Below are 20,597 nucleotides of genomic sequence, written 5' to 3'. Positions count from 1 at the left end.
GTGGATTTCCGCCGTATATGCCGGAGTTCATTGAAGGTGCTTCGTATGATACGAACCTGAGCCGAAGATCGTTCGGCGAAGAGCCCTAATTTCCGATGATCGACATAGACGCCGTCGACCGCCGCATCCTCAGGGTGCTTCAGACCGACGCCCGCATCTCCAACGCAGAGCTGGCGCGGCGCTGCAACCTGTCGCCCGCCGCCTGTTTCGAACGGGTCAAACGACTGCGCGAGAAGAAGATCATCACCGGCTACGCCGCCATGATCGACCCGAACCAGGTCGGCCGCGACCTGCTGATCTTCGTCGAAGTCCTCTTGGACCGCACCACTGGCGACGTCTTCGAAGCCTTCGCCGCCGCCGTCCGCAGCCAGCCCGAGGTGCTGGAATGCCACATGGTCGCCGGCGGCTTCGACTATCTGATCAAAGCCCGCGTCGGCGACATGGACGCCTACCGCGCCTTCCTGGGCGACGTCCTCGTGCGGATGCCGGGCGTGCGGGAGACACGGACCTATGCAGTGCTGGAAGAGGTCAAATCGACGACGGTGCTCCCGCTTTGATCAAAACCCGTCACACCGGCTTCAACCTTTAAAGTACCGACTCCAGCCGTGACTTCGGATCAGCAAATGAGGTGACGACGCCAACCGTCTCACTTAATAGACTGATCTACCTCACAGATCACAGCGTTGATAAATGGCTACCATCTATCCCGTCATCATGTGCGGCGGCTCCGGAACGCGCCTGTGGCCTGCGTCACGGCCCTCGCTCCCCAAGCAGTTTATTCCTCTCGCCGGGAACCGATCTTTATTTCAGGAGGCCGTCTCTCGCGTCGCGGCGCTTGCACATAAAGGCGGCGAATTGGTTATCGTGGGCGGAGTCTCTCACAAGCGAGCCATCCTCGAACAGCTTGAGGAAATCGGCGTCACCGCTGTCATCCTGCTCGAACCCGAGGGTCGCGACTCTTCCGCCGCCATGGCCGCCGCTGCGCTGTGGACAGCGCGTCGTGCGCCAGATGCGGTCAACCTCTTCGTCGCATCCGACCACCACATCCCCGATGCAGAAGCTTTTCGGCAGTCTGTGAAAGAGGCCGTGTCCGCCGCTGCGCAGGGACAGATCGTCACTTTGGGCGTGGTTCCCACCGAACCCTCGTCGGCTTATGGTTACATCGCCCCCTCCGGCCCCATGCTGTCGGAAGTGTCCGCCTTCGTCGAAAAGCCTGACCCGGCGACGGCCCGCCGCTATATTTCCGAGGGCTACCTCTGGAACAGCGGCAACTTCATCGTTCGCGCGGATGTGCTGGGCAAGGAAATCGCCGATCGGGCGCCCGCCGTCGGAGAAGCGGTTCGGGTTGCGCTGGACCAGGCCGAAATCGACGGGCCCTGCATAACCCTGGGGTCCGGTTTCAAGGCTGCACCCAAGATTTCCATCGACTATGCCGTCATGGAAAAGACCTCCCGTGCGTCGGTCTTGCCCGTACGGTTCGAATGGTCGGACCTCGGCGCCTGGGACTCGGTGCACGCTTCAGGCGAAGGCGATGTGGGCCTCCATATCCTCGAAGATTCGGAAGGCTGCCTTGTTCGTGCGTGCGACGGCGTGATGGTCGCGGCCATTGGCCTCAGGGATGTCGGCATCATCGTGGAACGTGATGCCGTGCTGGTCACGGACCTGAAGAAGAGCCAGGACGTCAAAAAGGTGGTGGAGCGACTGCGCAAGCTGTCGCCGCAACATCTCGACTTCCCGTCGGCCAAGCCCCTGGAAACTTTGGAGGCCGGCGCCGCTCGCCTGACGACCTGGCTCAGACAGGCCGCCCTTCCCGTCTGGTCAAGCCTGGGCCAGGACGAGACAGGCGCCTTCGAAGAGGTCCTGGCGCTCGACGGCCGACACATCGCCACATCGCGTCGTGCGCGCGTCCAGGCGCGCCAGTTGCAGGTCTACGCCGAGGCCGGCCGCCAGGGATGGCAGGGGCAATGGAAAGCCGTCGTTGAGAGCGGACTGGATCGCCTCAAATCTGCCTACCTGCGCCCCGACGGTCAGATGCGCACCTTGCTGGCGGCGGACGGATCGCCGCTGGACGAGACGGCGATGGTCTATGACCAAGCCTTCCTGATCTTCGCCCTGGCCTGCATCTCAGACGTGACCGCAAACCCGGCCATCGAAGAGGAGGCGGCACGGATTCGCGACCTCCTTATGCAAGCCGCCGACGCAAAAGGCGGCTTTGAGGAAGCGGGGATCCATCCTTACCAATCCAACCCCCATATGCATCTTCTAGAGGCTGCGTTGGCTTGGGAAGAAGTCGGCGGCGGCGACAGATGGACCGCGTTGGCTGACCAGATCGTGCACTTGGCCCGAACCCAATTCATCGACACCGAAACTGGCAGCCTACGTGAGTTTTTCGACGCGGACTGGTCGCCCACCACAGGCGACGACGGACGCTTGGTCGAACCCGGTCACCAGTTCGAATGGGCGTGGCTGATGGCGCGGTATGGCCGCAGCCGGAACGACGAGGCGGCGATCGCGGACGCCTGGAGACTCTACGAAGCCGGCCTGAAGGGCGTCGATCCGAAACGCGGCATCGCTATCGACGCCATAAACATCGACGGCAGCGTGCGTAGCCCGCGCTCGCGCCTGTGGCCTCAGACCGAATGGCTGAAGGCGTCGCTCATACTCGCCACTCTCAGCGACGACGGGCGACGCGCCCAATGTCTCGATCAGGCGTCGCGCGCACAACGGGCCCTATGGCGCTATCTAACGCCGCAAGGTCTGTGGCATGACAAGATGTTGGAAAATGGGATCTTTATCGACGAGCCTGCTCCCGCAAGCTCGTTCTACCACATCATGGCCGCCTATGTTCAGGTGCGCCAAACGATCATTGCTCTAAATCCAAACATGAGCGCCACCTTATCCCTCGCTTGAAATTTACAGCTAGAGCAGTTCTTCGGACACGTCGTCAGCGTTCACCAAATGGATTCGACCGAGCGACCACGAGATCGCACGGGTCCAAATCTCCAAGAATATTGCAATCAACGGGCAAAAGTTGCGCCTTGGTGGTGATGCGCCAAAATCTGAACCCCATTCCTTGGAGTCGATTAGCGACTTGTTGTGGGTCCGCGCGGGAACGTATCTGCACTACGTCCCACTCAATGCATAGAATGATATCAGGCTGCTGAAGAAGATTTTCGGCTCCCGACAAAATCAACGGCTCCGACCCTTCTGCATCAATCCGAAGCAATCTTACGTTGGGCAGATCAAGATCATCCAAACGGATCGCTTCGACCTCAAGTACCTGAGTATCGCCGCCGAGCGCATTATCTCCCACGTAGACGTGGCCGCCGCCTCCATATTGGCGGGAGATCGAGAACCTGACAGCACCAGCCGTGTCGCTTGCGACTTTTTGAATGATTTGCACCCAAGACGCATAGCCGTTCAGGCGAACCGACTTGGCGGAAAGCGCAGCAAGTCTCGGATTCGCTTCGAATGTCAGAACACTTCCGCCAGGCCCTACTCGATGAGCCATTGCCACGGTGTAAAACCCGACGTGCCCGCCAACCTCGACGACACGATCTCCGGGCCTCAGCAGGCTCAGCACAACCTTAGCGATCCAAGGCTCCCATGTTCCGTGCGCAATTAGATGCGCACAAACACTTTCTTCCATCGGGTCAACATAAAGGAAGTGGCCGCTTTTGAGCTTCGTAAGAGCCAAGCCATCGCCTAGATAGAAATATGGCCGCTCGGGCATATCGTTACGCGCAACGTCTTTTTTCGGTCTCCACAACTTGGAAACCGATTTCGACCAGTTTTTCATAACGCTTTCCGAATCCACGACGGTCACTGCCGCAGCAGAGCCAATGCGCGCCTGCCAAGCAGACCGCCGCTTATCCTATTGGTATTGACCAAACAACTGCAACCGTCTCGCCTTCGTCATTCGAACCGTCTAGAAGTTCCGCCCTTACCAACGGCTCAGGGTCCGCCCGCCTCAATGCGCATCGTTCTGGCCACCGACGCCTGGGAACCTCAGGTCAATGGCGTCGTCCGCACCCTGACCCGTACGGTCGCGGAATGCCGCAGCATGGGCCATGAGGTCGAGGTCATCGAGCCCAGCCTGTTCAAGACCATTCCGTGCCCCACCTATCCGGAAATCCGGCTGGCGCTAGGGGCGGAAGAAGAGATCCGTGAGATGCTGCGAGCCTTCGAGCCGGAGGCCGTGCATATCGCCACCGAGGGTCCGATCGGCATCGCCACACGCCGCATCTGCGTGGAATGGAAACTGCCGTTCACGACCAGCTACCACACCAAATTCCCCGAATATGTCTCGGCCCGTTTCCCGATCCCGGTCCAGGTCGGCTACGCCTATATGAAGTGGTTCCACAAGCCGTCTGGCCGGCTGATGGTGGCGACGCCGACTTTGCGCGACGAACTGGTCGAGCATGGGTTCAAGAACGTTTCTCCCTGGTCGCGCGGCGTGGACACGGACGTGTTCAACCCCGACCTGGAGCGCATCTACGATGAGTTGGGGGGCAAGGACTGGCCCCGCCCCTTCTTCCTGAACGTCGGCCGCGTAGCGGTCGAGAAGAACATCGAATCCTTCCTTCAGCTCGATCTACCCGGCACCAAGATCGTCGTCGGCGACGGACCCGCCCGCGCGGAGTTGCAGGAGAAATATCCCGAGGCCAAGTTCCTGGGCGCCCGGTTCGGCGACGATCTGGCCCGCTGCTTCCGCGACGCCGATGTCTTCGTCTTCCCCAGTTGGACCGACACCTTCGGCCTGGTGATTTTGGAAGCCATGGCCGCCGGCACGCCGGTCGCCGCCTATCCGGCGCATGGCCCTATCGACATCATCCCCGGCTCTAACGCCGGGGCTATCGATAAGGATCTCAGGACCGCCTGCCTGGAATGCCTCGAACTCGACCGCAAGGTCGTCCGCGCCTATGCGGAAAAGTTCAGCTGGCGCGCCTCGGCCGATCAGTTCGTCGAGAACCTGCAGCCCTATCCCGAGCCGGAGCGCGGCCGTTTCTGGCGCCGCCTGCGCCGCATAGCCCGTATTCGCAAGCGCGCCGCAGCCTGATTGGCCGGCCGCCCACAACCAAGGACCACCATGCTGAAGCCCCGTCAGGATCTGAAGCCGAACACGGCCGCCTACGAAACCCAGGCGCTGGTTAAGCACACCGGTTTCCGCGAATACGATGCACGCTGGATCCTGGAAAAGGAGATCAATCTCCTCGGCATCCAGGCGCTAGGTCTGGGCTTGGCCACCTATGTCCACGAAATCGGCGTACCGCCGAAGATCGTCACCGGCCATGATTTCCGCCGCTATAGCCTGAGCGTCAAACAGGCCCTCATCCTGGGCCTGCTGGAAGGCGGAATGGAGGTTCTGGACGTCGGCCTGGCCCTGTCGCCCATGGCCTATTTCGGCCAGTTCGAACTGGACGCGCCCTGCGTCGCCATGGTCACCGCCAGCCATAACGAGAACGGCTGGACTGGCGTGAAGATGGGAGCGAACAAGCCCCTGACCTTCGGCCCCGAGGAGATGAGCCGTCTGAAAGAGATCGTGCTGAACGGCGAGGGCGTGGCCCGCCCGGGCGGCAAGCTGGTCCGGGTCGAGGACTTCCGCGAGACCTATGTCGCCGACGTCGCCTCCAAGGTTCAGATCAAGCGACCGCTGAAGGTCGTCTGCGCCTGCGGCAACGGCACGGCCGGCGCCTTCGCCCCGGATGCGCTGCGCCGCATGGGCGCCGAGGTGATCGAGATGGACACGGATCTCGACTACACCTTCCCCAAATACAATCCGAACCCGGAAGATCACGCCATGCTGGTGCAGATGGCCCAGCGGGTGCGCGAGACCGGCGCCGATCTAGCCCTGGGCTTCGACGGCGACGGCGACCGCTGCGGCGTGGTGGACGACATGGGCGATGAGATCTTCGCCGACAAGATCGGTCTGATGCTGGCCCGCGACCTGTCCAAGGTCTATCCGGACAGCACCTTCGTCGTCGATGTGAAATCAACCGGCCTCTACAAGACCGACGAGATCCTCAAGGCCAACGGCGCCGAGGTGGTCTATTGGAAGACGGGCCATTCCTACATCAAACGCAAGACCGCCGAACTGGGCGCCCTGGCCGGGTTCGAGAAGTCGGGCCATTTCTTCATGGCCGGCGATCTGGGGCATGGGTATGACGACGGCCTGGCCGCGGCCGGAGCGGTTCTGGCCATGCTGGACCGCAATCCGGGCAAGAAACTGAGCGAACTGAAGGCCGCCCTGCCGGACGCCTGGACCAGCCTGACCATGTCGCCCCACTGCGACGACGAATTGAAGTACGGCGTGCTGGAGCGGATCGTGAAGGAATATTCCGATCTGGCCGCGTCCGGCGGCCAAATCCTGGGCCGCAAGATCCTTGAGGCCATCACCGTCAACGGCGTGCGCGTGCATCTGGAGGACGGATCCTGGGTTCTGGTTCGCGCCTCGTCGAACAAGCCGGAACTGGTTGTGGTGGTCGAGAGCATGCAATCCGAAGACGACATGCGCGATCTCTTCCGCAAGGAGATCAAACCCCGCTTGGCCGCCTATCCGGAAATCGGCGCCTTCAACCAGGAAATCTGAAAGATCACAGAGGGCTGAACCAATCGGCCCCGTGACCGCTTCCTCCCTCGGCTGCCAGGAGGAAAGATTGCCGCGCTACTTTTTCCATACCCAGAACGGCGATTGCATCCGCGACGAGCAGGGCGAGGAGCTGAAGAGCGTCGATGCCGCAAGGGAGGAAGCCGTCGCCGTTCTGGGCGAAATCCTACGTTATCGTGGAGCATCCTTCTGGACGACCGGCGCCTTCAGCGTCATCGTCACCGATGCAGACGGCCAGACGGTCGTCAGCGTTACCGCAGCCGCTTCCGATGATGCGCCTGAGGGCTGGAGCCTGATGGAAAGCGCCAAATGAGCAGACTTCAAGCCGCGCCAAAGATCACGACCCTGGTCGAAAAACTGTCCCTGCGCGACCGCATCTCGCCGGACGAGATCGAGGCTCTGCAAAAGGCGCTGGAGTCGCCCAAGATCGTCGCCGCAGGTTCCGACATCGTGCGCGAACATACCCGGCCGCTGCACAGCACGCTGCTGATCTCCGGCTTCTCCGCCCGTTATTCCACGCTGGAGGACGGAGCGCGTCAGATCACCGAGATCAATGTGGCCGGCGACTTCATCGACCTGCACAGCCTGTTGATGAAGCAGATGGATCACGGGGTCGTCGCCCTGACGGAGTGCGTCGTCGCCGAGGCGCCCCACAGCGGCCTTATCGACATCACCGAGCGCCATCCGCACCTGACGCGCCTGCTGTGGCTGGACACCATCATCGACGCGGCCATCCACCGCCAGTGGCTAGTCGCCATGGGTCGGCGCAGCGGGTTGGGTCATCTCGCCCATCTGGTCTGCGAGCTCTATCTGCGTCTTCAGGCCGTCGGCCAGACCGGTGACCTGAGCTTCGACCTGCCGCTGACGCAGGCCGTTCTGGGCGACGCTCTGGGCCTGTCTACGGTCCATGTCAGCCGTCTGATCTCGGAACTGCGCGGCGAGGGCGTGGTCAACTGGTCAGGCGGTCGGATCGACATCCTCGACTGGCGCCGCCTGGCCGAGATCGCCGAGTTCGACCCGACCTATCTGAGGCTTCAGAGCGACCCGGTCTGACCCCTTAACGCATGTTATCGCGCAGAACGCCGTTTGGCGGTCTACACGGCGCATGTCCAAGTCGAACCTCGCGCGGTCCCTGCTCTCCCTGCTGGCGGTACAGGGTCTGGACGACGGCGACGCCTTCAACGCGGCGCCCGGCGAACGCACCGCCCTGACGCGTGATGGCGAACCCCAGGTCACCTTCATTCTTGATGGAGTCGCCGCCCGTCTCGGCCCGGATGAAACCCTGTCGCGCGGCCTGGCCTCTCGCGACGACTTGATCAATTTCGACGCCGTGACGGAATGCGGCGAGAAGGAAGTCGCCCTGTGGCTGACGGCGGGACGGTTCCTGACCGTGCCGGCGCGACGGCTGGCCCAGCGGATCGACCGCGAGACCCTGATTGAGGCGACCTTGACCGACCTGCGCCGCCGCAACGCCGCGCTTCAAGCTGAGCTAGGACGTCACGCGGCCCTCAAGGTCAGCCAGCGTCTGGCAACGCTCATCCTTGACGTTCACGACCAGGGCGGCGGCGACACTGTATCCCTGCGTCAGAGCGACTTGGCCGACCTGATGTCGGTGCGGCGCGCCAGCGTCTCGACAGCCTGCACCGAACTGTGCGCCGCGGGCGCGCTGCGCTTAAGGCGTGGCGCGATCCAGATCGCCGATGTCGAGACCCTGCGCGAGACGGCGGCCGCGCCTCACTCCACCGTGACAGACTTGGCGAGGTTCCTCGGCTGATCCACGTCGGTGCCCTTCTGGACGGCGGTGTAATAGGCCAGCAGTTGCACCGGCACGGCATAGACCAGGGGCGCGATCAGCGGGTGGCAATCGGGAGCGTGTATACGCCGGATTCCGGCGCCGTGAAGGTCGGGTGCGCTCTCCGGCGCGATCATGATGACCGGGCCGCCGCGCGCCGCCACTTCCTGAAGGTTGGATGCGGTCTTCTCGAACACATCGTCCAGCGGCGCCAGGGCGATGGTCGGCGTCTCCTCGTCGATCAGGGCGATAGGGCCGTGCTTCAACTCGCCAGCGGCATAGCCTTCCGCATGGATATAGCTGATCTCCTTCAGCTTCAGCGCCCCTTCCATGGCCAGCGGGAACATGGCGCCCCGACCCAGAAACAGGACGTCGTCGGCCTTGGCCAGGTCCTGAACGACGGCGCGGATGCTGTCGCCCATCGTCAGGGCCTCGGCGATCAGGCGGGGGCTTTCGAACAGGGCCTTGACCAGTTCGGCCTCCTGAGCCGCTTCGATCCGGCCGCGCGCCACTCCCGCCGCGACCGCCAAGGCCAATAGGGCCGCGACCTGGGCGGTGAAGGCCTTGGTCGAGGCCACGCCGATCTCCGGTCCCGCATGGGTGGGCCACAGCACGGCCGCTTCGCGCGCCATGGACGAGGAATGGACGTTGACGACGGCGGCGGTGTTCAACCCTTGCGCCTTGCACCATGTCAGGCTGGCCAGGGTGTCGGCGGTTTCGCCCGACTGGCTGACAGCGACCGCCAGGGTCTTTTGCGACACCGCCGGCGAGCGGTAGCGGAACTCGGATGCGATCTCGACGTCGCAGGGCAGGCCCGCCAGCTTCTCGAAGGCGTAGCGGCCGATCTGACCGGCGTAGAAGGCGGTGCCGCAGGCCACGATCTGAATGCGGTCGATGGCGGCGAAATCGACGATGTTCGTTTTGGCTGTGCCGGTCACCAGATCGAGATATTCCGACAGGGTGTGCTGGACGCTGTCGGGTTGTTCATGGATCTCCTTTTCCATGAAGTGACGATACTCGCCCTTCTCGACCATGGCCGAGGACGCCGAGACCTGGACGATGGCGCGTTCGACCGGCTTGCCCGCCACGTCGAACATCTGGGCGCCGGCCTTGGTCACGGCGACGTAATCGCCCTCTTCCAGGTAGGAAATCTTCTGCGTGAAGGGACCGACCGCGAGCGCGTCCGAGCCCAGATACATCTCGTCCTCGCCCCAGCCGACGACCAGCGGGCTGCCGCGACGCGCGCCCAGGATCAGGTCGTCCGTCCCGTCGATCAGCACAGCCAGCGCATAGGCGCCGGTCAGGCGATCCAGGGTGATCTTGAACGCCTCAAGCGGCGCACGACCCGTATTCAGTTCGGCATCCAGCAGGTGGGCGATGACCTCGGTGTCGGTCTGGCTTTCAAAGACGTGGCCCTCGGCGGCCAGTTCGGCCTTGAGCTCGGCGAAATTCTCGATGATGCCGTTGTGGACCAGGGTGACGCGGCCGGCCTTGTGCGGGTGGGCGTTAGCCGTCGTCGGGGCGCCGTGCGTGGCCCAGCGGGTATGGCCGATGCCGACCGTCGCCGTCATCGGCTGTTCGGCCAGGACGGCCTCCAGATTGCGGATCTTGCCCTTGGCGCGGCGGCGTTCGACCGAGCCGTTAACGACGGCGGCGACGCCGGCGGAATCATAGCCGCGGTACTCCAGCCGTTTCAGGCTGTCGATCAGCCGGGGAACGACAGGTCCGTTGCCGGTGACGCCGATGATGCCGCACATAAGCGAAGGCTCCGAGAGGTCAGGGAAAGGGGCGCCGCTTTGCACTGGCGGCGATCCGAGGCTAAGCCACACATCAAGCCCCACCGGCCGTCTATGCAATCTTAAGGCGGACCGCATCAAAAAAGGGGTTTCGGAACGTTACCCGAAACAAAGGACCAGGCCTTGGGCGACAGAAAATACTTCGGCACCGACGGGATTCGCGGGCGCGCCAACACCTATCCGATGACGGCCGAGGTCGCGTTGCGCGTGGGTCTGGCCGCCGGGAAACTGTTCCGCACCGATGACGACCGCCGCCATCTGGTGGTGATCGGCAAGGACACCCGCCTGTCGGGCTATACGATCGAGCCGGCCCTGGTCGCAGGCTTCGCCTCGGTGGGCATGGACGTGCGCACCTTCGGTCCTGTGCCGACGCCGGGCGTGGCCATGCTAACCCGGTCGATGCGCGCCGACCTGGGGGTCATGATCTCGGCCTCGCACAACGACTATGCCGACAACGGGATCAAGCTGTTCGGGCCGGACGGCTACAAACTGTCGGACGAGATCGAGCTGAAGATCGAGGCCATGATGGACCAGGGCCTGGACCAGGGCCTGGCGCCGTCGAACAAGCTGGGTCGGGTCAAGCGGATCGACGACGCCCAGGCCCGCTATATCGAGATCGCCAAACAGGCCTTCCCCAAGCGGTTGACGCTGCAAGGGCTGCGCATCGCCGTCGATTGCGCCAATGGCGCCGGCTACAAGGTCGCGCCCACCACCCTGTTCGAGCTAGGGGCCGAAGTCTTCCCCGTCGGGGTGACGCCGAACGGGACCAATATCAACGCCGAATGCGGCTCGACCCATCCGGCGACCCTGGTCGATGCGGTCAAACGCTACCGCGCCGACATCGGCATCGCCCTGGACGGCGACGCGGACCGACTGATCATCTGTGACGAGAAGGGCCAGGTGGTGGACGGCGACCAGATCATGGCCCTGGTCGGTCTGGACTGGGCCAGACGCGGCATCCTGACCGGCGGCGGCGTCGTCGCCACCGTCATGTCCAACCTGGGGCTGGAGCGCCGACTGACCGCCGAGGGGCTGACGCTGGAGCGGACCAAGGTCGGCGACCGCTACGTCATGGAGCGGATGCGTGAGGGCGGCTTCAACATCGGTGGCGAACAGTCGGGCCACATCATCCTGCACGACCACGCCACCACCGGCGACGGCCTGATGGCGGCGCTGCAGGTGCTGGCGGTCCTGGTCGAATCCGGCAAGCCGATGAGCGAACTGGCCCATCAGTTCGATCCGGTGCCGCAAAAACTTGAGAACGTCCGCTTCACCGCCGAAAAGCCGCTGGAGACTGACACGGTCAAGGCCGCCATCGCCGACGCCGAGGCGGCGCTGAACGGTCAGGGGCGGTTGCTGGTGAGGCCGTCGGGCACGGAAAAACTGATCCGCGTCATGGCCGAGGGCGACGACGAGGCCTTGGTGAAACGGGTGGTGGCTGAAGTTGCAGCGGCTGTGAAAACAGCAGGGTGAGACCCATAACACAATGTACGAACCTATGCGGCGTATGCGTGCAACTTCGCGGTTCACAGCGTCTGAGTTTACGGTAGACTCTTCCTATGCAGTCCGATCTGGAACATCTGCCGGAGCGTCAGCAACGTGAACTTCGACGCGTTCGCGACATCCTGCTTGCCGGATTTGAAGCGGCCAGGACAAGCGGCGGCGGCGCCAACTCCGGTTGGAGACGCGGCGGCCAGATCCTCAAGATCATCCTGTTCGGGTCGTACGCACGGACGGACTGGGTCGACGAGCCGGAGAATGGCTATCTCTCGGACTTCGACCTCCTGATCGTGGTCAACCACGAGAAGCTCACCAACATCGCCGACTACTGGTGGAGCTCTGAGGATCAAATCCTTCGCGACCCGGCCATCGGCCGCACCGTCAATCTGATCGTTCACGATCTTCATGAGGTGAACGACGCCCTGCGACGCGGCGAGTACTTCTGGACTGACATCGTCCGCGACGGCATCGCCCTTTACGAAGTTCCCGGCCATCCCTTCGCGACGCCGCAGCCGATGACGGCGCAAGACGCGCTTGATACGGCGGTGCGGTTCTATGAGAAGAAACACCGCGATATCGGCGAGTGGTTGAATACCGCTCAAGGGCAGATGGATCGATCAGACGCGGAACCTCACCTCCGAGCTCACGCCGCCTTCAATCTCCACCAAGCGGTCGAGACTTCCTACGCCTGCTTTCTCCTCGTCCACACCTTCTATTTTCCGCGCTCGCACAACATCAAGTTCCTCCGCTCCTTGGCCGAGGACGTAAACACCAGCCTGGTCGAGGCCTGGCCGCGTGAAGGCCGCTTCGATCGCCGCCGGTTCGAACTGCTGAAACGGGCCTATGTCGAAGCGCGGTACAGCGACCAATATGATGCCTCGTCCGAAGACCTGGAGTGGCTCATGGCGCGGGCTCGGTGTCTGCGCGATCGGGTCGCCGAACTCAGCAAGGCGCGCATTGAAGACCTCAGGGTGAAGGTCGGGAGCGCCGGATAGGTCGTCAACCTTGGGAGACGCAGATGCAAATAGGGCAGTCGAATACGAAAATCGTCTTCTGAATCGAAAGGAAGCGTCGCGTGAACTCGCCGCCTTGGGCATTCAACTCGCTCCGTCCACGCTAGCGAAAATGCTGTGCCTGGGGTTGGACGGTCCGCCCTATATCCACCTTCGAAAACGCCCCTACTATCCGAGACGTCAGCTTCGGGACTGGGCCAAGCTGCAGGTCAGCGCGCTGCGGTCTTCATCGCGCGAGCCGCGCCTCGCGCAGGAGTCGAAGGAGGACGATGCCTAGAGCTCGAGTCCCAGACCCCGGCCACGCTCTCCGAACCGAAACTCCACCTGCCCTGCCTGCAGGACCCCGGTGAGACCCTGGCCACGACACGCCTCCAAACCCGCTCGCCAAGGCGCCAGGGTGACCACGGTGCGGCTCTCGACCGCCGCATAGGTTCGACCGCCCATGTGAACTCTATCGTCGTAGACGCCCGAGAAGGGCTGCCCCTCCTCAGCCTTGACGACCAGTTTCTCGCCTTTTCCAAGCCTCTTGAACTGGGTCTCTAGCTCCATCGTCCAGAGGGTGAGCATGTCCTTGTCGGCAAGCTTTGAGCCATCGCCATCGCCGATCCCCCACCCCTTGCGAATCTCAGCCCGTTCTTGTCCCAACTTCCTGGCTTCATCCGCCATGGCGCCCGCGCCGGGATCAGGTTCGAACCCGCCAGCAACCCGGTCCAGCCACGTGACCCCACGCGCTGCGGTCTGGAGGTGCAGAGGCCTGACATCGAGCACGCGGACTTCGACGTCGGTGGGACCGTGGCGCGCCTGATCCGCCGCCGACGCCCGCGAGATGTAGTCGGGTGGAATGGCGAACCGGCCTTCGCCCAGAGGCTCAACCGCGCCTTCGCGGCGCATCGCTTCGAGCCGTCGAAGATGGCGCTCTATGAAACCAGACCGATCTTCGGGCCGGACCGCAAGATGATCGCCTTCAGAGTAGACGCCGTTTCTCAATCGCGCGACCTGGGCGATGGTCTGGTCCGAAGTCCTTTCCCTCCATGGCCTTCCCCGCAACGCGATGACGGCCCGCTCGGGCACGCGATCCAGGATCATGACGCGATCCAATGACGCCAGCCGGACATGCCCCAGACGTCCATCCATGGTCTCGAGCACGAGCAACTGGGCCGCTTTCTTGTGCCATTTGAGCGGCTGAACGCCGGCGTAAGCGCCAGCGACCACCTCGCCTTCCGAGAGACTCAGCGGTTCAAGGCGATCGGTTTGCCCGCCCCAAAAGCCGCCCCAGATGGCGCGCGTCGCGGCGGCTTCACGCGCCTCCTGTTCACCGAGATTCCGCAGTATATCGCGCAGATTTTCAGGGACGGCCCAAAAGCCTTGGCTATCTCGCTGAGCCCATCCGCGACGCTCAAGATGGACCAGACGGCGGAGGGCGTTGGCTCTTTCTCCGCTTTCCAGACCCTCGAGATTGAGCTTGCCGTCGCCCTGACTGCGCAAAAGCGTGTCATCCATCGCCGTCAATCGGTCCGCCGTCAGATCACGGGTGGAGGCCGTCCGGTCGGATCTCGGACCCAGGATTTCGGTCGCCAGGGCCTCGCACCGGCTGCGCAGGCCTTGTGCTGCATAACCGCGGCTGAAGACAAGGTCGCGCCCGTCGTCGCGCAGACCGCGTAAAATGATGTGGAGATGGGGCCGTCCGGTGTCGTAGTGCGTCACGGCGAGCCATTCGAGCGGCGTGCCGGTGTCGATCTCAACCTGTTTCATCATCCGACGTGCGAACTGCCTGACGTCCGCGAGCTCTTGTCCATCCTCCGGGTTCACGACGATCCGGTAATGACGGCGGTCATCGGCCCACCGATCGACCTCCGCCTTGGCGTCAGGCCGGTCCTCCTGCGGCCCGAAAAACGCCGCTCTCGCGCCCTCCTCGCCAGCGCCCTCCCGTCCGAAATATCGCACACAAGCTTTCAGGGAGGCGCGCGCGTTCGGTGTCCTCATCACGACCTTGACCTTCACGAATACGCGACGCGACGGCCCGGCGCCCCGGAAGGCAGGCCGGACCCGCTTCGCGACGGTCTTGGCGGCAAAGTGTCGTGTTCTCGCTCTCAAGGTCATCGACGCCGTCGCACGACCGGGCAGGCCGACGGCCCCGCGGGGATAGTGATCTCTGTGGGCCGTCATTGACGGACGAAATGGAAAATCGTCAGGATCGTGAGGCGTGGCCATGGGGCAACCTGTCGTCAACAACCGTTTTGTTCGCGAACCGTCCACCGGTCGCCGGAAGTTTTGCGAACAAAGTCGCGCCTGTCGCGCCCTGAGTTATTCCGTCGGATTGACGGGGTTTGATCACCTTTGATCGGAGTGCATCACGATCGACCGTGTTCGGGCCTTACGACCTGGGCGCTCTGACGACCGCCCATCCCACGCTCTTCGCTGCTGACTGTCCGTCCGTCAGTTCGATCCGGTGCAGCAAAAGCTGGAGACGTCCGCTTCACCGCCGAAAAGCCGCTGGAGACAGACACGGTCAAGGTCGCCATCGCCGAGGCCGAGGCGGCGCTGAACGGTCAGGGGCGGTTGCTGGTGCGGCCGTCGGGCACGGAAAAGCTGATCCGCGTCATGGCCGAAGGCGACGACGAGGCGCTGGTGAAACGGGTGGTGGCCGATGTTGCCGGCGCGGTGCGCGCCGCCGGCTGAGGGTCGGCCTTTAGGGCTTACACGCCGCCGGCGGGTCGCCGTCGCGTTCCCACAGCTTGCAGGAGCGGTCGATCTCGCCCTGGATCAGGTCGCAAGGGTTGGCGGCGTTGCAGGGCGGGCGGGTCGCCGGGCTGACCTGGATGCAGCGCTCGACCAGGCGGGCCGAGGCGGCGGCCCCGATGGCTTCGCGACATGGAACTTCGCTGACCGGAACCGGCTGAGGCGCCATGTCCGGCCCCTCGGGGATGCTGGCCTGGGGCTCCTCTACGGGCTTTGCCGGCTCCTTGGCCGGAGCATCCGCCTTGGCAGGCGGAGCGACCGGCGCGGTTTCCGGCTGTAGTGGAACCGCATCGATCACGTCGGGGTTCGACGCCGAATCGCTGGATGCGGGCGCTCCGGGGCCGGAGGGCTGACATCCGGCCATCAGCACAGCGCAGGCGGCGAGCGAAAGCCATTGGGATCGACGCATCGACTTGTCTCCGGTCAGGACCAACCAGGCGAGGATGCCCGTCAACGACTCAAGGCGAAACCCCCTATCGCTTCACCGCCGCCAGCGCCGCCTTCTGCAGGGCGAACAGTTCGGTGCAGCCGACCTCGGCCAGCGAGAACAGCCGGTCGAACTCGGCGCGCGAGAAACCGCGCTTTTCGCCGGTGGCCTGGACCTCGACGATCTGCCCCCCGCCGGTCAGGACGAAGTTGGAATCCGCCTCGGCCTCTGAGTCCTCTTCATAATCCAGGTCCAGAACGGGCACGCCGTTGCAGATGCCGCACGACACGGCCGCCACCTGGTCCAGGATCGGGTCGGATTTCAGCACGCCCTCGTCACGGAGGTAGTTCAGCGCCGAGGCCATGGCGACCCAGGCGCCGGTGATCGAGGCGGTACGGGTGCCGCCGTCGGCCTGGATAACGTCGCAGTCCAGCACGACCTGACGCTCGCCCAGGGCCTTCAGATCGACCACGGCGCGCAAAGACCGGCCGATCAGGCGCTGGATTTCCTGGGTGCGGCCCGACTGCTTGCCGGCGGCGGCCTCGCGGCGGCCGCGGGTGTGGGTGGCGCGGGGCAGCATGCCGTATTCGGCCGTGACCCAGCCCTGACCCTTGCCGCGCATCCAGCCGGGAATGCTCTCCTCGACCGAAGCCGTCACCAGCACCTTGGTGTGGCCGAAGGTGATCAGGCACGAGCCTTCGGCATAGCGGTTGACGCCGGTCTCGATGGTCACGGGACGCAGTTGATCGTCGGTGCGTTGCGAATGGCGCATTGAGAGCACTCCTTGGAAGTCTGGCCTTGGAAGCCGTGGCGGCGGTGCTTATCCTGAAACCGTGAGCCTGTATGCCCCCAAAACCCCGCCGTTCGATGGCGCCCAGTCCCCAGGCATGGCCTTGGCGGGACTGGCGGGGCTGGACGCGCGCGCCCGCGACATCTTTCGGCGCATCGTCGAGAGCTATCTGGAGACGGGCGAGCCGGTCGGGTCGCGCACCCTCTCGCTGGGCGGCATCGCCCTGTCGCCGGCCTCGATCCGCAACACCATGCAGGATCTGACCCTGGCCGGGCTGCTGGCCGCGCCCCACACCTCGGCCGGGCGTATCCCCACCCACGCCGGCCTGCGGCTGTTCGTGGACGGCCTGCTGGAAGTCGGCGACCTGACGAAGGAGGAGCGGCGCGAGATCGACGGGCGCCTGGCCGGACGCGGACGGAACTTCGAATCCGCCCTGGACGAGGCGTCCAATCTGTTGTCCGGCCTGGCGGGCGGGGCGGGCGTGGTGTCCAGCCCGGTGCGCGATTCCGGCGTCAAACACGTCGAATTCGTGGCTCTGGGCGGGGATCAGGCCTTGGCGGTGATCGTCGCCGACGACGGCACGGTCGAGAACCGAATCATGACCCTGTCAGCGGGGGTCACGCCCTCCACTCTTGTCGAGGCCTCCAACTTCCTGAACGCCCGCCTGCGCGGCCGCCCCTTCGCCGACGCCAAGCGGGAGATGACGCACGAGCTGGAAATCGCCCGACGCGAGCTGGACCAGACCGCCGCTCGCCTGGTCGAGGACGGGTTCGCCGCCTGGTCCGGCGGACAGGACCGCGAGCGCGCCCTGATCGTGCGCGGGCGCGCCAATCTGCTGCAGGACGGCGAGGGGCTGGCGGATCTGGAGCGGGTGCGCGTCCTGTTTGACGACCTGGAACAGAAAGAACAGCTGATCGGCCTGCTGGACGGCGTCGATGCGGCCCAGGGCGTGCGCATTTTCATCGGCGCGGAAACACGGTTGTTTTCACTTTCGGGTTCCGCCGTGATCGCGGCGCCCTATATGAGCGGCCGACAAAGGGTCCTGGGCGCCATCGGCGTCATTGGGCCCGCAAGACTGAACTACGCCCGTGTCATTCCGTTGGTGGACTATACCGCCCGGGTGCTGGGCCGGATGCTGGACGGGAACGACAAGTGAGCGACAAACCCCTTAACGACGAATTCGACGCCCTGGACGCGGCCGAGACCGACGCCGAACACGGCCTGGACGCCCATCCTTCTGAAAATCGGGGTGATGATCTGGCGCCGCTGGACGCCATCATCGCCGAACGCGACGAGTGGAAGGACCGCGCCCTGCGCGTCGCCGCAGAGATGGAGAACCTCAAGCGCCGTTCGGAGACGCAGCAGAACGACGCCCGCGCCTTCGCCATCCAGCGCTTCGCCAAGGACCTGCTGGGCGTGGCCGACAATCTGGAACGCGCCCTGATGGCCGCGCCCAAGGACGCAGAGGGCGCCACCGCCGGCCTGGTGACCGGGCTGGAACTGACCCAGAAAGCCCTGCTTCAGGCGTTCGACAGCAACGGCCTGAAGCGCGTCGCGCCGGAAGCCGGCGAGGCCTTCAACCCGCACCTGCATCAGGCGATGATGGAACAGCCGTCGGACACCGTGCCCGGCGGATCGGTGCTCCAGACCATGCAGTCCGGCTTTGAACTGTTCGGCCGCACCGTCCGGCCCGCCATGGTCGTGGTCGCGGCCAAGGGCTCTGGCGCGCAAGGGCCCAACCCCTATGGGGCCGCACAGGCGCCCGAAGGTCAGGCCTTCGACGGCAAGGCCTGATCCCGGTTCAGCAGGCGGCGTCGGTCAGAACTGACGCCGCCATGCTCCGATCAGGGCGAACTCCGGGGGCGCATCCGCCACATGGCGTGGCTCACGGCTGGCGACGGCCTGCAACGTCATGCTGGAGCCATCCCACAGCCGACGCTCACCACCCAGGATGAAATCGATCTGGCGACCGCTGGGCGACGCCGAGAAGCTGCGCCGCGAATAGGTCAGGGGATCGAAATATTCGACCGGAACATCGGCCAGCAGGGCCGAGAAGGTCCCGCTCTCGATCCGCAGGGGCTGCGACAGGGTAAAGCTGATCCGGTCGCACAGCATCGAACAGCCGGTCAGCAGGCCCAGCCGCCAGTTCGAACTGATCGCCGCCTGATCCATCGACAGGAACCGACCCTCGATCTGCGTCGACCCCATGCCCGCCTCGCCGATCAGGCGCAGACCGGGCCTCAGCGTCCAGTCCCCGCCAAGCGCATAAAAGGCGGTCCGCGACGGAAGGGCGAAGTCGGACCCGCCAGGCAGGAAGGCGCCCAATGGCCCGAGCCGTTCGTCAAGCGCGCCGACGCTGAACGACAGGCCGCCCTCGGCGCCCCGCCATCCGATCGCCGCCCGGCTATAGGTGGAGGCGTCCTGCTCGACCTGGCGCAGCGGCATGCGGCGATCGCCGCCCCCGCTTTCGGCCGAGATGGTCACGGCGCCGAACCGCATTGCGCCGCGCACTGCATGGTCGGCCTGGGCCAGGGCGGCGAAGCCGTCGCCGGCCGCGCCGTCGAAAGGCGAGACCGCCCCGCCCTTGCCCTGCCAGACCGAGAAGTTCATCCGCCCGGTCTCTAGGTTCAGCATCGCCTCCTGGCGCGGCTCGTCGCCCATCCACGGCGCGTCATAAAGATCGTGGCGCGGCGTCACGGGCTCGGGCGTCGGGCTGGGCTGGGCCGCGATCAGGTTCAGTCGCCCGCCGCCGGGCAGGGCCAGGGTGGTGGTCGCCGTGGTGCTCTGCTCGAAGGGCGCAGCCTGATAGGATCGGCTGGGCGCGGTCGGATAGGCCCCGCCTAGCTGGACCGCGAACATCCGGTCGTAGGCGTCATACAGCACAGTGTTGAGCGCGCTCTGACGCAGGAAGGCGTCGCCGAAGGCCGCGCCAACGAAACTGCCCGGCTCGCTGAGGGTCACGATGGAGCTTCCGTCCGCCATCGGGGTGGAAGTCGTGCCGACCGGGCGGAAGGCGCCGGCCATATCCAGCAGGCCGCGCCCATAGACGATATCGGTGCCCGGATCGCCCGCGTCGCGCGCCGTATCGACCAGAATAGCCAGGGCCGCTCGCGCCGTCAGATTGGGGAAGGCGTCCATCAGCAGGGCAAGAGCGCCCGAGACATGTGGCGCCGAGAAGGAGGTGCCGTTGACGCGCCAGCAAGACGTGCCCTCGCAGCCGGTGATGACGTCCTCGCCGGGCGCAGAGATGTAGCCCGCCGCCGTATCACCGGCCCGGTTCGAGAAGCTGGACATGACATCGGTCGCGCCGTGCGAGCCGACGGCAATCACACTTCCGGCGAAGCGCGGATCGATGGCGTAGCGCGCCGGCCAGCCCGGATTGGCGTTTCCGTCATTGCCCGACGAGGCCACGATCACCGCGCCCGAGTTGACGGCGCGCAGCAGCGCCGCCTCGAACGCCGAGCCCAGCCGGCCATCGCCGCCCAGCGACATGTTGATGATCTTGACCCCGTTGGCGACGGCGTAGTCCAGGGCGCGCACCAGGTCCGAACTGCTGAAACAGACGTCGGTGTTCTTGTCCGTGCAGTCCGAGATGTCGGTGCGGATCGACAGGATGGTCGATTCATAGGCCACGCCGATCGTGCCGAAGCCGTTGAAATTGGAGGCGATGACGCCCGACACCCGGGTGCCGTGGCTGCTCGACGCGACATAGGGGGTGTTGCGCCCCGCGACCACGTCGGTCGAGGCGCTGGAAATCCGCCCTTCGAGCTCGGGCAGGGTGTTGGCGATGCCGGAATCGACGACGGCGACGGTGACGCCCAACCCGGTCGCCCCGGCCTGCCAGGCGACTTGGGCCTTCATATTCGCCAGGCCGTAGTTCCGCAGATATTCGCTCGATGTCACCGAAGGCGGGGGTGGTGGTGGAGGTGGGGG

At 64.7% G+C, this 20,597-nt stretch carries 17 protein-coding genes and 1 pseudogene; 12 read left to right on the top strand and 6 right to left on the bottom strand.

What is annotated here, in order from left to right:
• Positions 1–95 precede the first annotated feature (95 nt).
• Positions 96–557, top strand: coding sequence for an Lrp/AsnC ligand binding domain-containing protein (locus CHRYSEO8AT_RS06650; RefSeq protein WP_159848068.1), 462 nt, complete (start codon positions 96–98; stop codon positions 555–557).
• A 133-nt stretch (positions 558–690) separates the two neighbouring features.
• The gene (locus tag CHRYSEO8AT_RS06645) at positions 691–2,910 is read left to right on the top strand and encodes an AGE family epimerase/isomerase (RefSeq protein WP_236547451.1); all 2,220 of its coding nucleotides are present in this window, start codon (positions 691–693) and stop codon (positions 2,908–2,910) included.
• 34 nt (positions 2,911–2,944) lie between these two features.
• Here CHRYSEO8AT_RS06645 and CHRYSEO8AT_RS06640 read toward each other — a convergent pair whose 3' ends face one another.
• Entirely contained in the window at positions 2,945–3,799 is an 855-nt protein-coding gene (locus CHRYSEO8AT_RS06640; RefSeq protein ID WP_159848065.1) for an FkbM family methyltransferase, read from the bottom strand.
• Positions 3,800–3,973: 174 nt separating this feature from the next.
• Here CHRYSEO8AT_RS06640 and CHRYSEO8AT_RS06635 point away from each other — a divergent pair, with 174 nt between their 5' ends.
• The 5 genes from CHRYSEO8AT_RS06635 (at position 3,974) to CHRYSEO8AT_RS06615 (ending at position 8,381) form a co-directional block, all read left to right on the top strand.
• Positions 3,974–5,059 carry a glycosyltransferase family 1 protein gene (locus CHRYSEO8AT_RS06635; RefSeq protein WP_159848062.1) on the top strand — a complete coding sequence of 362 codons (1,086 nt, stop codon included), beginning with the start codon at positions 3,974–3,976 and terminating at the stop codon, positions 5,057–5,059.
• 30 nt (positions 5,060–5,089) lie between these two features.
• A complete protein-coding gene (locus CHRYSEO8AT_RS06630) occupies positions 5,090–6,589 on the top strand; it encodes a phosphomannomutase/phosphoglucomutase (RefSeq protein WP_159848059.1) in 1,500 nt (499 codons plus the stop codon).
• Positions 6,590–6,656: 67 nt separating this feature from the next.
• On the top strand, positions 6,657–6,920 hold the full coding sequence (locus CHRYSEO8AT_RS06625) for a hypothetical protein (RefSeq protein WP_159848056.1): 264 nt from the start codon (positions 6,657–6,659) through the stop codon (positions 6,918–6,920).
• Positions 6,917–7,660: a Crp/Fnr family transcriptional regulator gene (locus tag CHRYSEO8AT_RS06620; protein ID WP_159848053.1), complete on the top strand. Its 744-nt coding sequence runs from the start codon at positions 6,917–6,919 to the stop codon at positions 7,658–7,660. Before CHRYSEO8AT_RS06625 ends, CHRYSEO8AT_RS06620 begins: the two co-directional genes overlap by 4 nt.
• 52 nt (positions 7,661–7,712) lie before the next feature.
• The gene (locus CHRYSEO8AT_RS06615; RefSeq protein WP_159848050.1) at positions 7,713–8,381 is read left to right on the top strand and encodes a Crp/Fnr family transcriptional regulator; all 669 of its coding nucleotides are present in this window, start codon (positions 7,713–7,715) and stop codon (positions 8,379–8,381) included.
• Here the strand turns inward: CHRYSEO8AT_RS06615 and glmS are convergent.
• A complete protein-coding gene (gene glmS, locus CHRYSEO8AT_RS06610; RefSeq protein ID WP_159848047.1) occupies positions 8,342–10,156 on the bottom strand; it encodes a glutamine--fructose-6-phosphate transaminase (isomerizing) in 1,815 nt (604 codons plus the stop codon). The genes CHRYSEO8AT_RS06615 and glmS overlap by 40 nt on opposite strands.
• A gap of 162 nt (positions 10,157–10,318) precedes the next feature.
• On the opposite strand from glmS, the gene glmM reads away from it, so the two are divergent.
• Together glmM and CHRYSEO8AT_RS06600 are read left to right on the top strand one after the other, a co-directional pair.
• Entirely contained in the window at positions 10,319–11,668 is a 1,350-nt protein-coding gene (gene glmM, locus CHRYSEO8AT_RS06605; protein WP_159848044.1) for a phosphoglucosamine mutase, read from the top strand.
• Positions 11,669–11,754: 86 nt separating this feature from the next.
• Positions 11,755–12,690, top strand: coding sequence for a HEPN domain-containing protein (locus CHRYSEO8AT_RS06600; protein WP_159848041.1), 936 nt, complete (start codon positions 11,755–11,757; stop codon positions 12,688–12,690).
• A 291-nt stretch (positions 12,691–12,981) separates the two neighbouring features.
• Here CHRYSEO8AT_RS06600 and CHRYSEO8AT_RS06595 read toward each other — a convergent pair whose 3' ends face one another.
• Entirely contained in the window at positions 12,982–14,919 is a 1,938-nt protein-coding gene (locus CHRYSEO8AT_RS06595) for a DUF3363 domain-containing protein (protein WP_159848038.1), read from the bottom strand.
• Positions 14,920–15,142: 223 nt separating this feature from the next.
• Between CHRYSEO8AT_RS06595 and CHRYSEO8AT_RS06590 the strand changes: the two are divergent.
• Positions 15,143–15,387 (top strand): annotated as a pseudogene (locus tag CHRYSEO8AT_RS06590) (phosphoglucosamine mutase); the annotation flags it as partial.
• A gap of 10 nt (positions 15,388–15,397) precedes the next feature.
• Here the strand turns inward: CHRYSEO8AT_RS06590 and CHRYSEO8AT_RS06585 are convergent.
• Positions 15,398–15,856 (bottom strand): hypothetical protein, encoded by a 459-nt coding sequence (locus CHRYSEO8AT_RS06585; RefSeq protein ID WP_159848035.1) that lies wholly within the window; start codon positions 15,854–15,856, stop codon positions 15,398–15,400.
• 64 nt (positions 15,857–15,920) lie between these two features.
• Entirely contained in the window at positions 15,921–16,646 is a 726-nt protein-coding gene (gene rph / locus CHRYSEO8AT_RS06580; protein ID WP_159848031.1) for a ribonuclease PH, read from the bottom strand.
• Between the two features lie 115 nt (positions 16,647–16,761).
• Here rph and hrcA point away from each other — a divergent pair, with 115 nt between their 5' ends.
• Complete coding sequence (gene hrcA / locus CHRYSEO8AT_RS06575; RefSeq protein ID WP_159851639.1) at positions 16,762–17,820, top strand: heat-inducible transcriptional repressor HrcA; 1,059 nt, start codon at positions 16,762–16,764, stop codon at positions 17,818–17,820.
• Positions 17,817–18,458, top strand: coding sequence for a nucleotide exchange factor GrpE (gene grpE, locus CHRYSEO8AT_RS06570; protein ID WP_159848028.1), 642 nt, complete (start codon positions 17,817–17,819; stop codon positions 18,456–18,458). Before hrcA ends, grpE begins: the two co-directional genes overlap by 4 nt.
• A gap of 24 nt (positions 18,459–18,482) precedes the next feature.
• Here grpE and CHRYSEO8AT_RS06565 read toward each other — a convergent pair.
• A partial coding sequence (locus CHRYSEO8AT_RS06565; RefSeq protein ID WP_370514229.1) for a S8 family peptidase occupies positions 18,483–20,597 on the bottom strand: 2,115 nt, incomplete at its 5' end.

The sequence above is a fragment of the Brevundimonas sp. G8 genome (assembly GCF_902506205.1).
Lineage (GTDB): Bacteria > Pseudomonadota > Alphaproteobacteria > Caulobacterales > Caulobacteraceae > Brevundimonas.
The sequence above is the reverse complement of the archived record's forward strand: the minus strand, read 5'-3'. Positions and strand labels throughout refer to the sequence as shown.

Coding starts and splice junctions, on each gene's coding strand:
- CHRYSEO8AT_RS06640 (WP_159848065.1), bottom strand. CDS start 3,799: ATGAAAAACTGGTCGAAATCGGTTTCCAAGTTGTGGAGACCGAAAAAA.
- CHRYSEO8AT_RS06615 (WP_159848050.1), top strand. CDS start 7,713: ATGTCCAAGTCGAACCTCGCGCGGTCCCTGCTCTCCCTGCTGGCGGTA.
- glmS (WP_159848047.1), bottom strand. CDS start 10,156: ATGTGCGGCATCATCGGCGTCACCGGCAACGGACCTGTCGTTCCCCGG.
- CHRYSEO8AT_RS06630 (WP_159848059.1), top strand. CDS start 5,090: ATGCTGAAGCCCCGTCAGGATCTGAAGCCGAACACGGCCGCCTACGAA.
- hrcA (WP_159851639.1), top strand. CDS start 16,762: ATGGCCTTGGCGGGACTGGCGGGGCTGGACGCGCGCGCCCGCGACATC.
- rph (WP_159848031.1), bottom strand. CDS start 16,646: ATGCGCCATTCGCAACGCACCGACGATCAACTGCGTCCCGTGACCATC.
- CHRYSEO8AT_RS06620 (WP_159848053.1), top strand. CDS start 6,917: ATGAGCAGACTTCAAGCCGCGCCAAAGATCACGACCCTGGTCGAAAAA.
- CHRYSEO8AT_RS06650 (WP_159848068.1), top strand. CDS start 96: ATGATCGACATAGACGCCGTCGACCGCCGCATCCTCAGGGTGCTTCAG.
- CHRYSEO8AT_RS06585 (WP_159848035.1), bottom strand. CDS start 15,856: ATGCGTCGATCCCAATGGCTTTCGCTCGCCGCCTGCGCTGTGCTGATG.
- CHRYSEO8AT_RS06635 (WP_159848062.1), top strand. CDS start 3,974: ATGCGCATCGTTCTGGCCACCGACGCCTGGGAACCTCAGGTCAATGGC.
- CHRYSEO8AT_RS06595 (WP_159848038.1), bottom strand. CDS start 14,919: ATGGCCACGCCTCACGATCCTGACGATTTTCCATTTCGTCCGTCAATG.
- CHRYSEO8AT_RS06600 (WP_159848041.1), top strand. CDS start 11,755: ATGCAGTCCGATCTGGAACATCTGCCGGAGCGTCAGCAACGTGAACTT.
- CHRYSEO8AT_RS06645 (WP_236547451.1), top strand. CDS start 691: ATGGCTACCATCTATCCCGTCATCATGTGCGGCGGCTCCGGAACGCGC.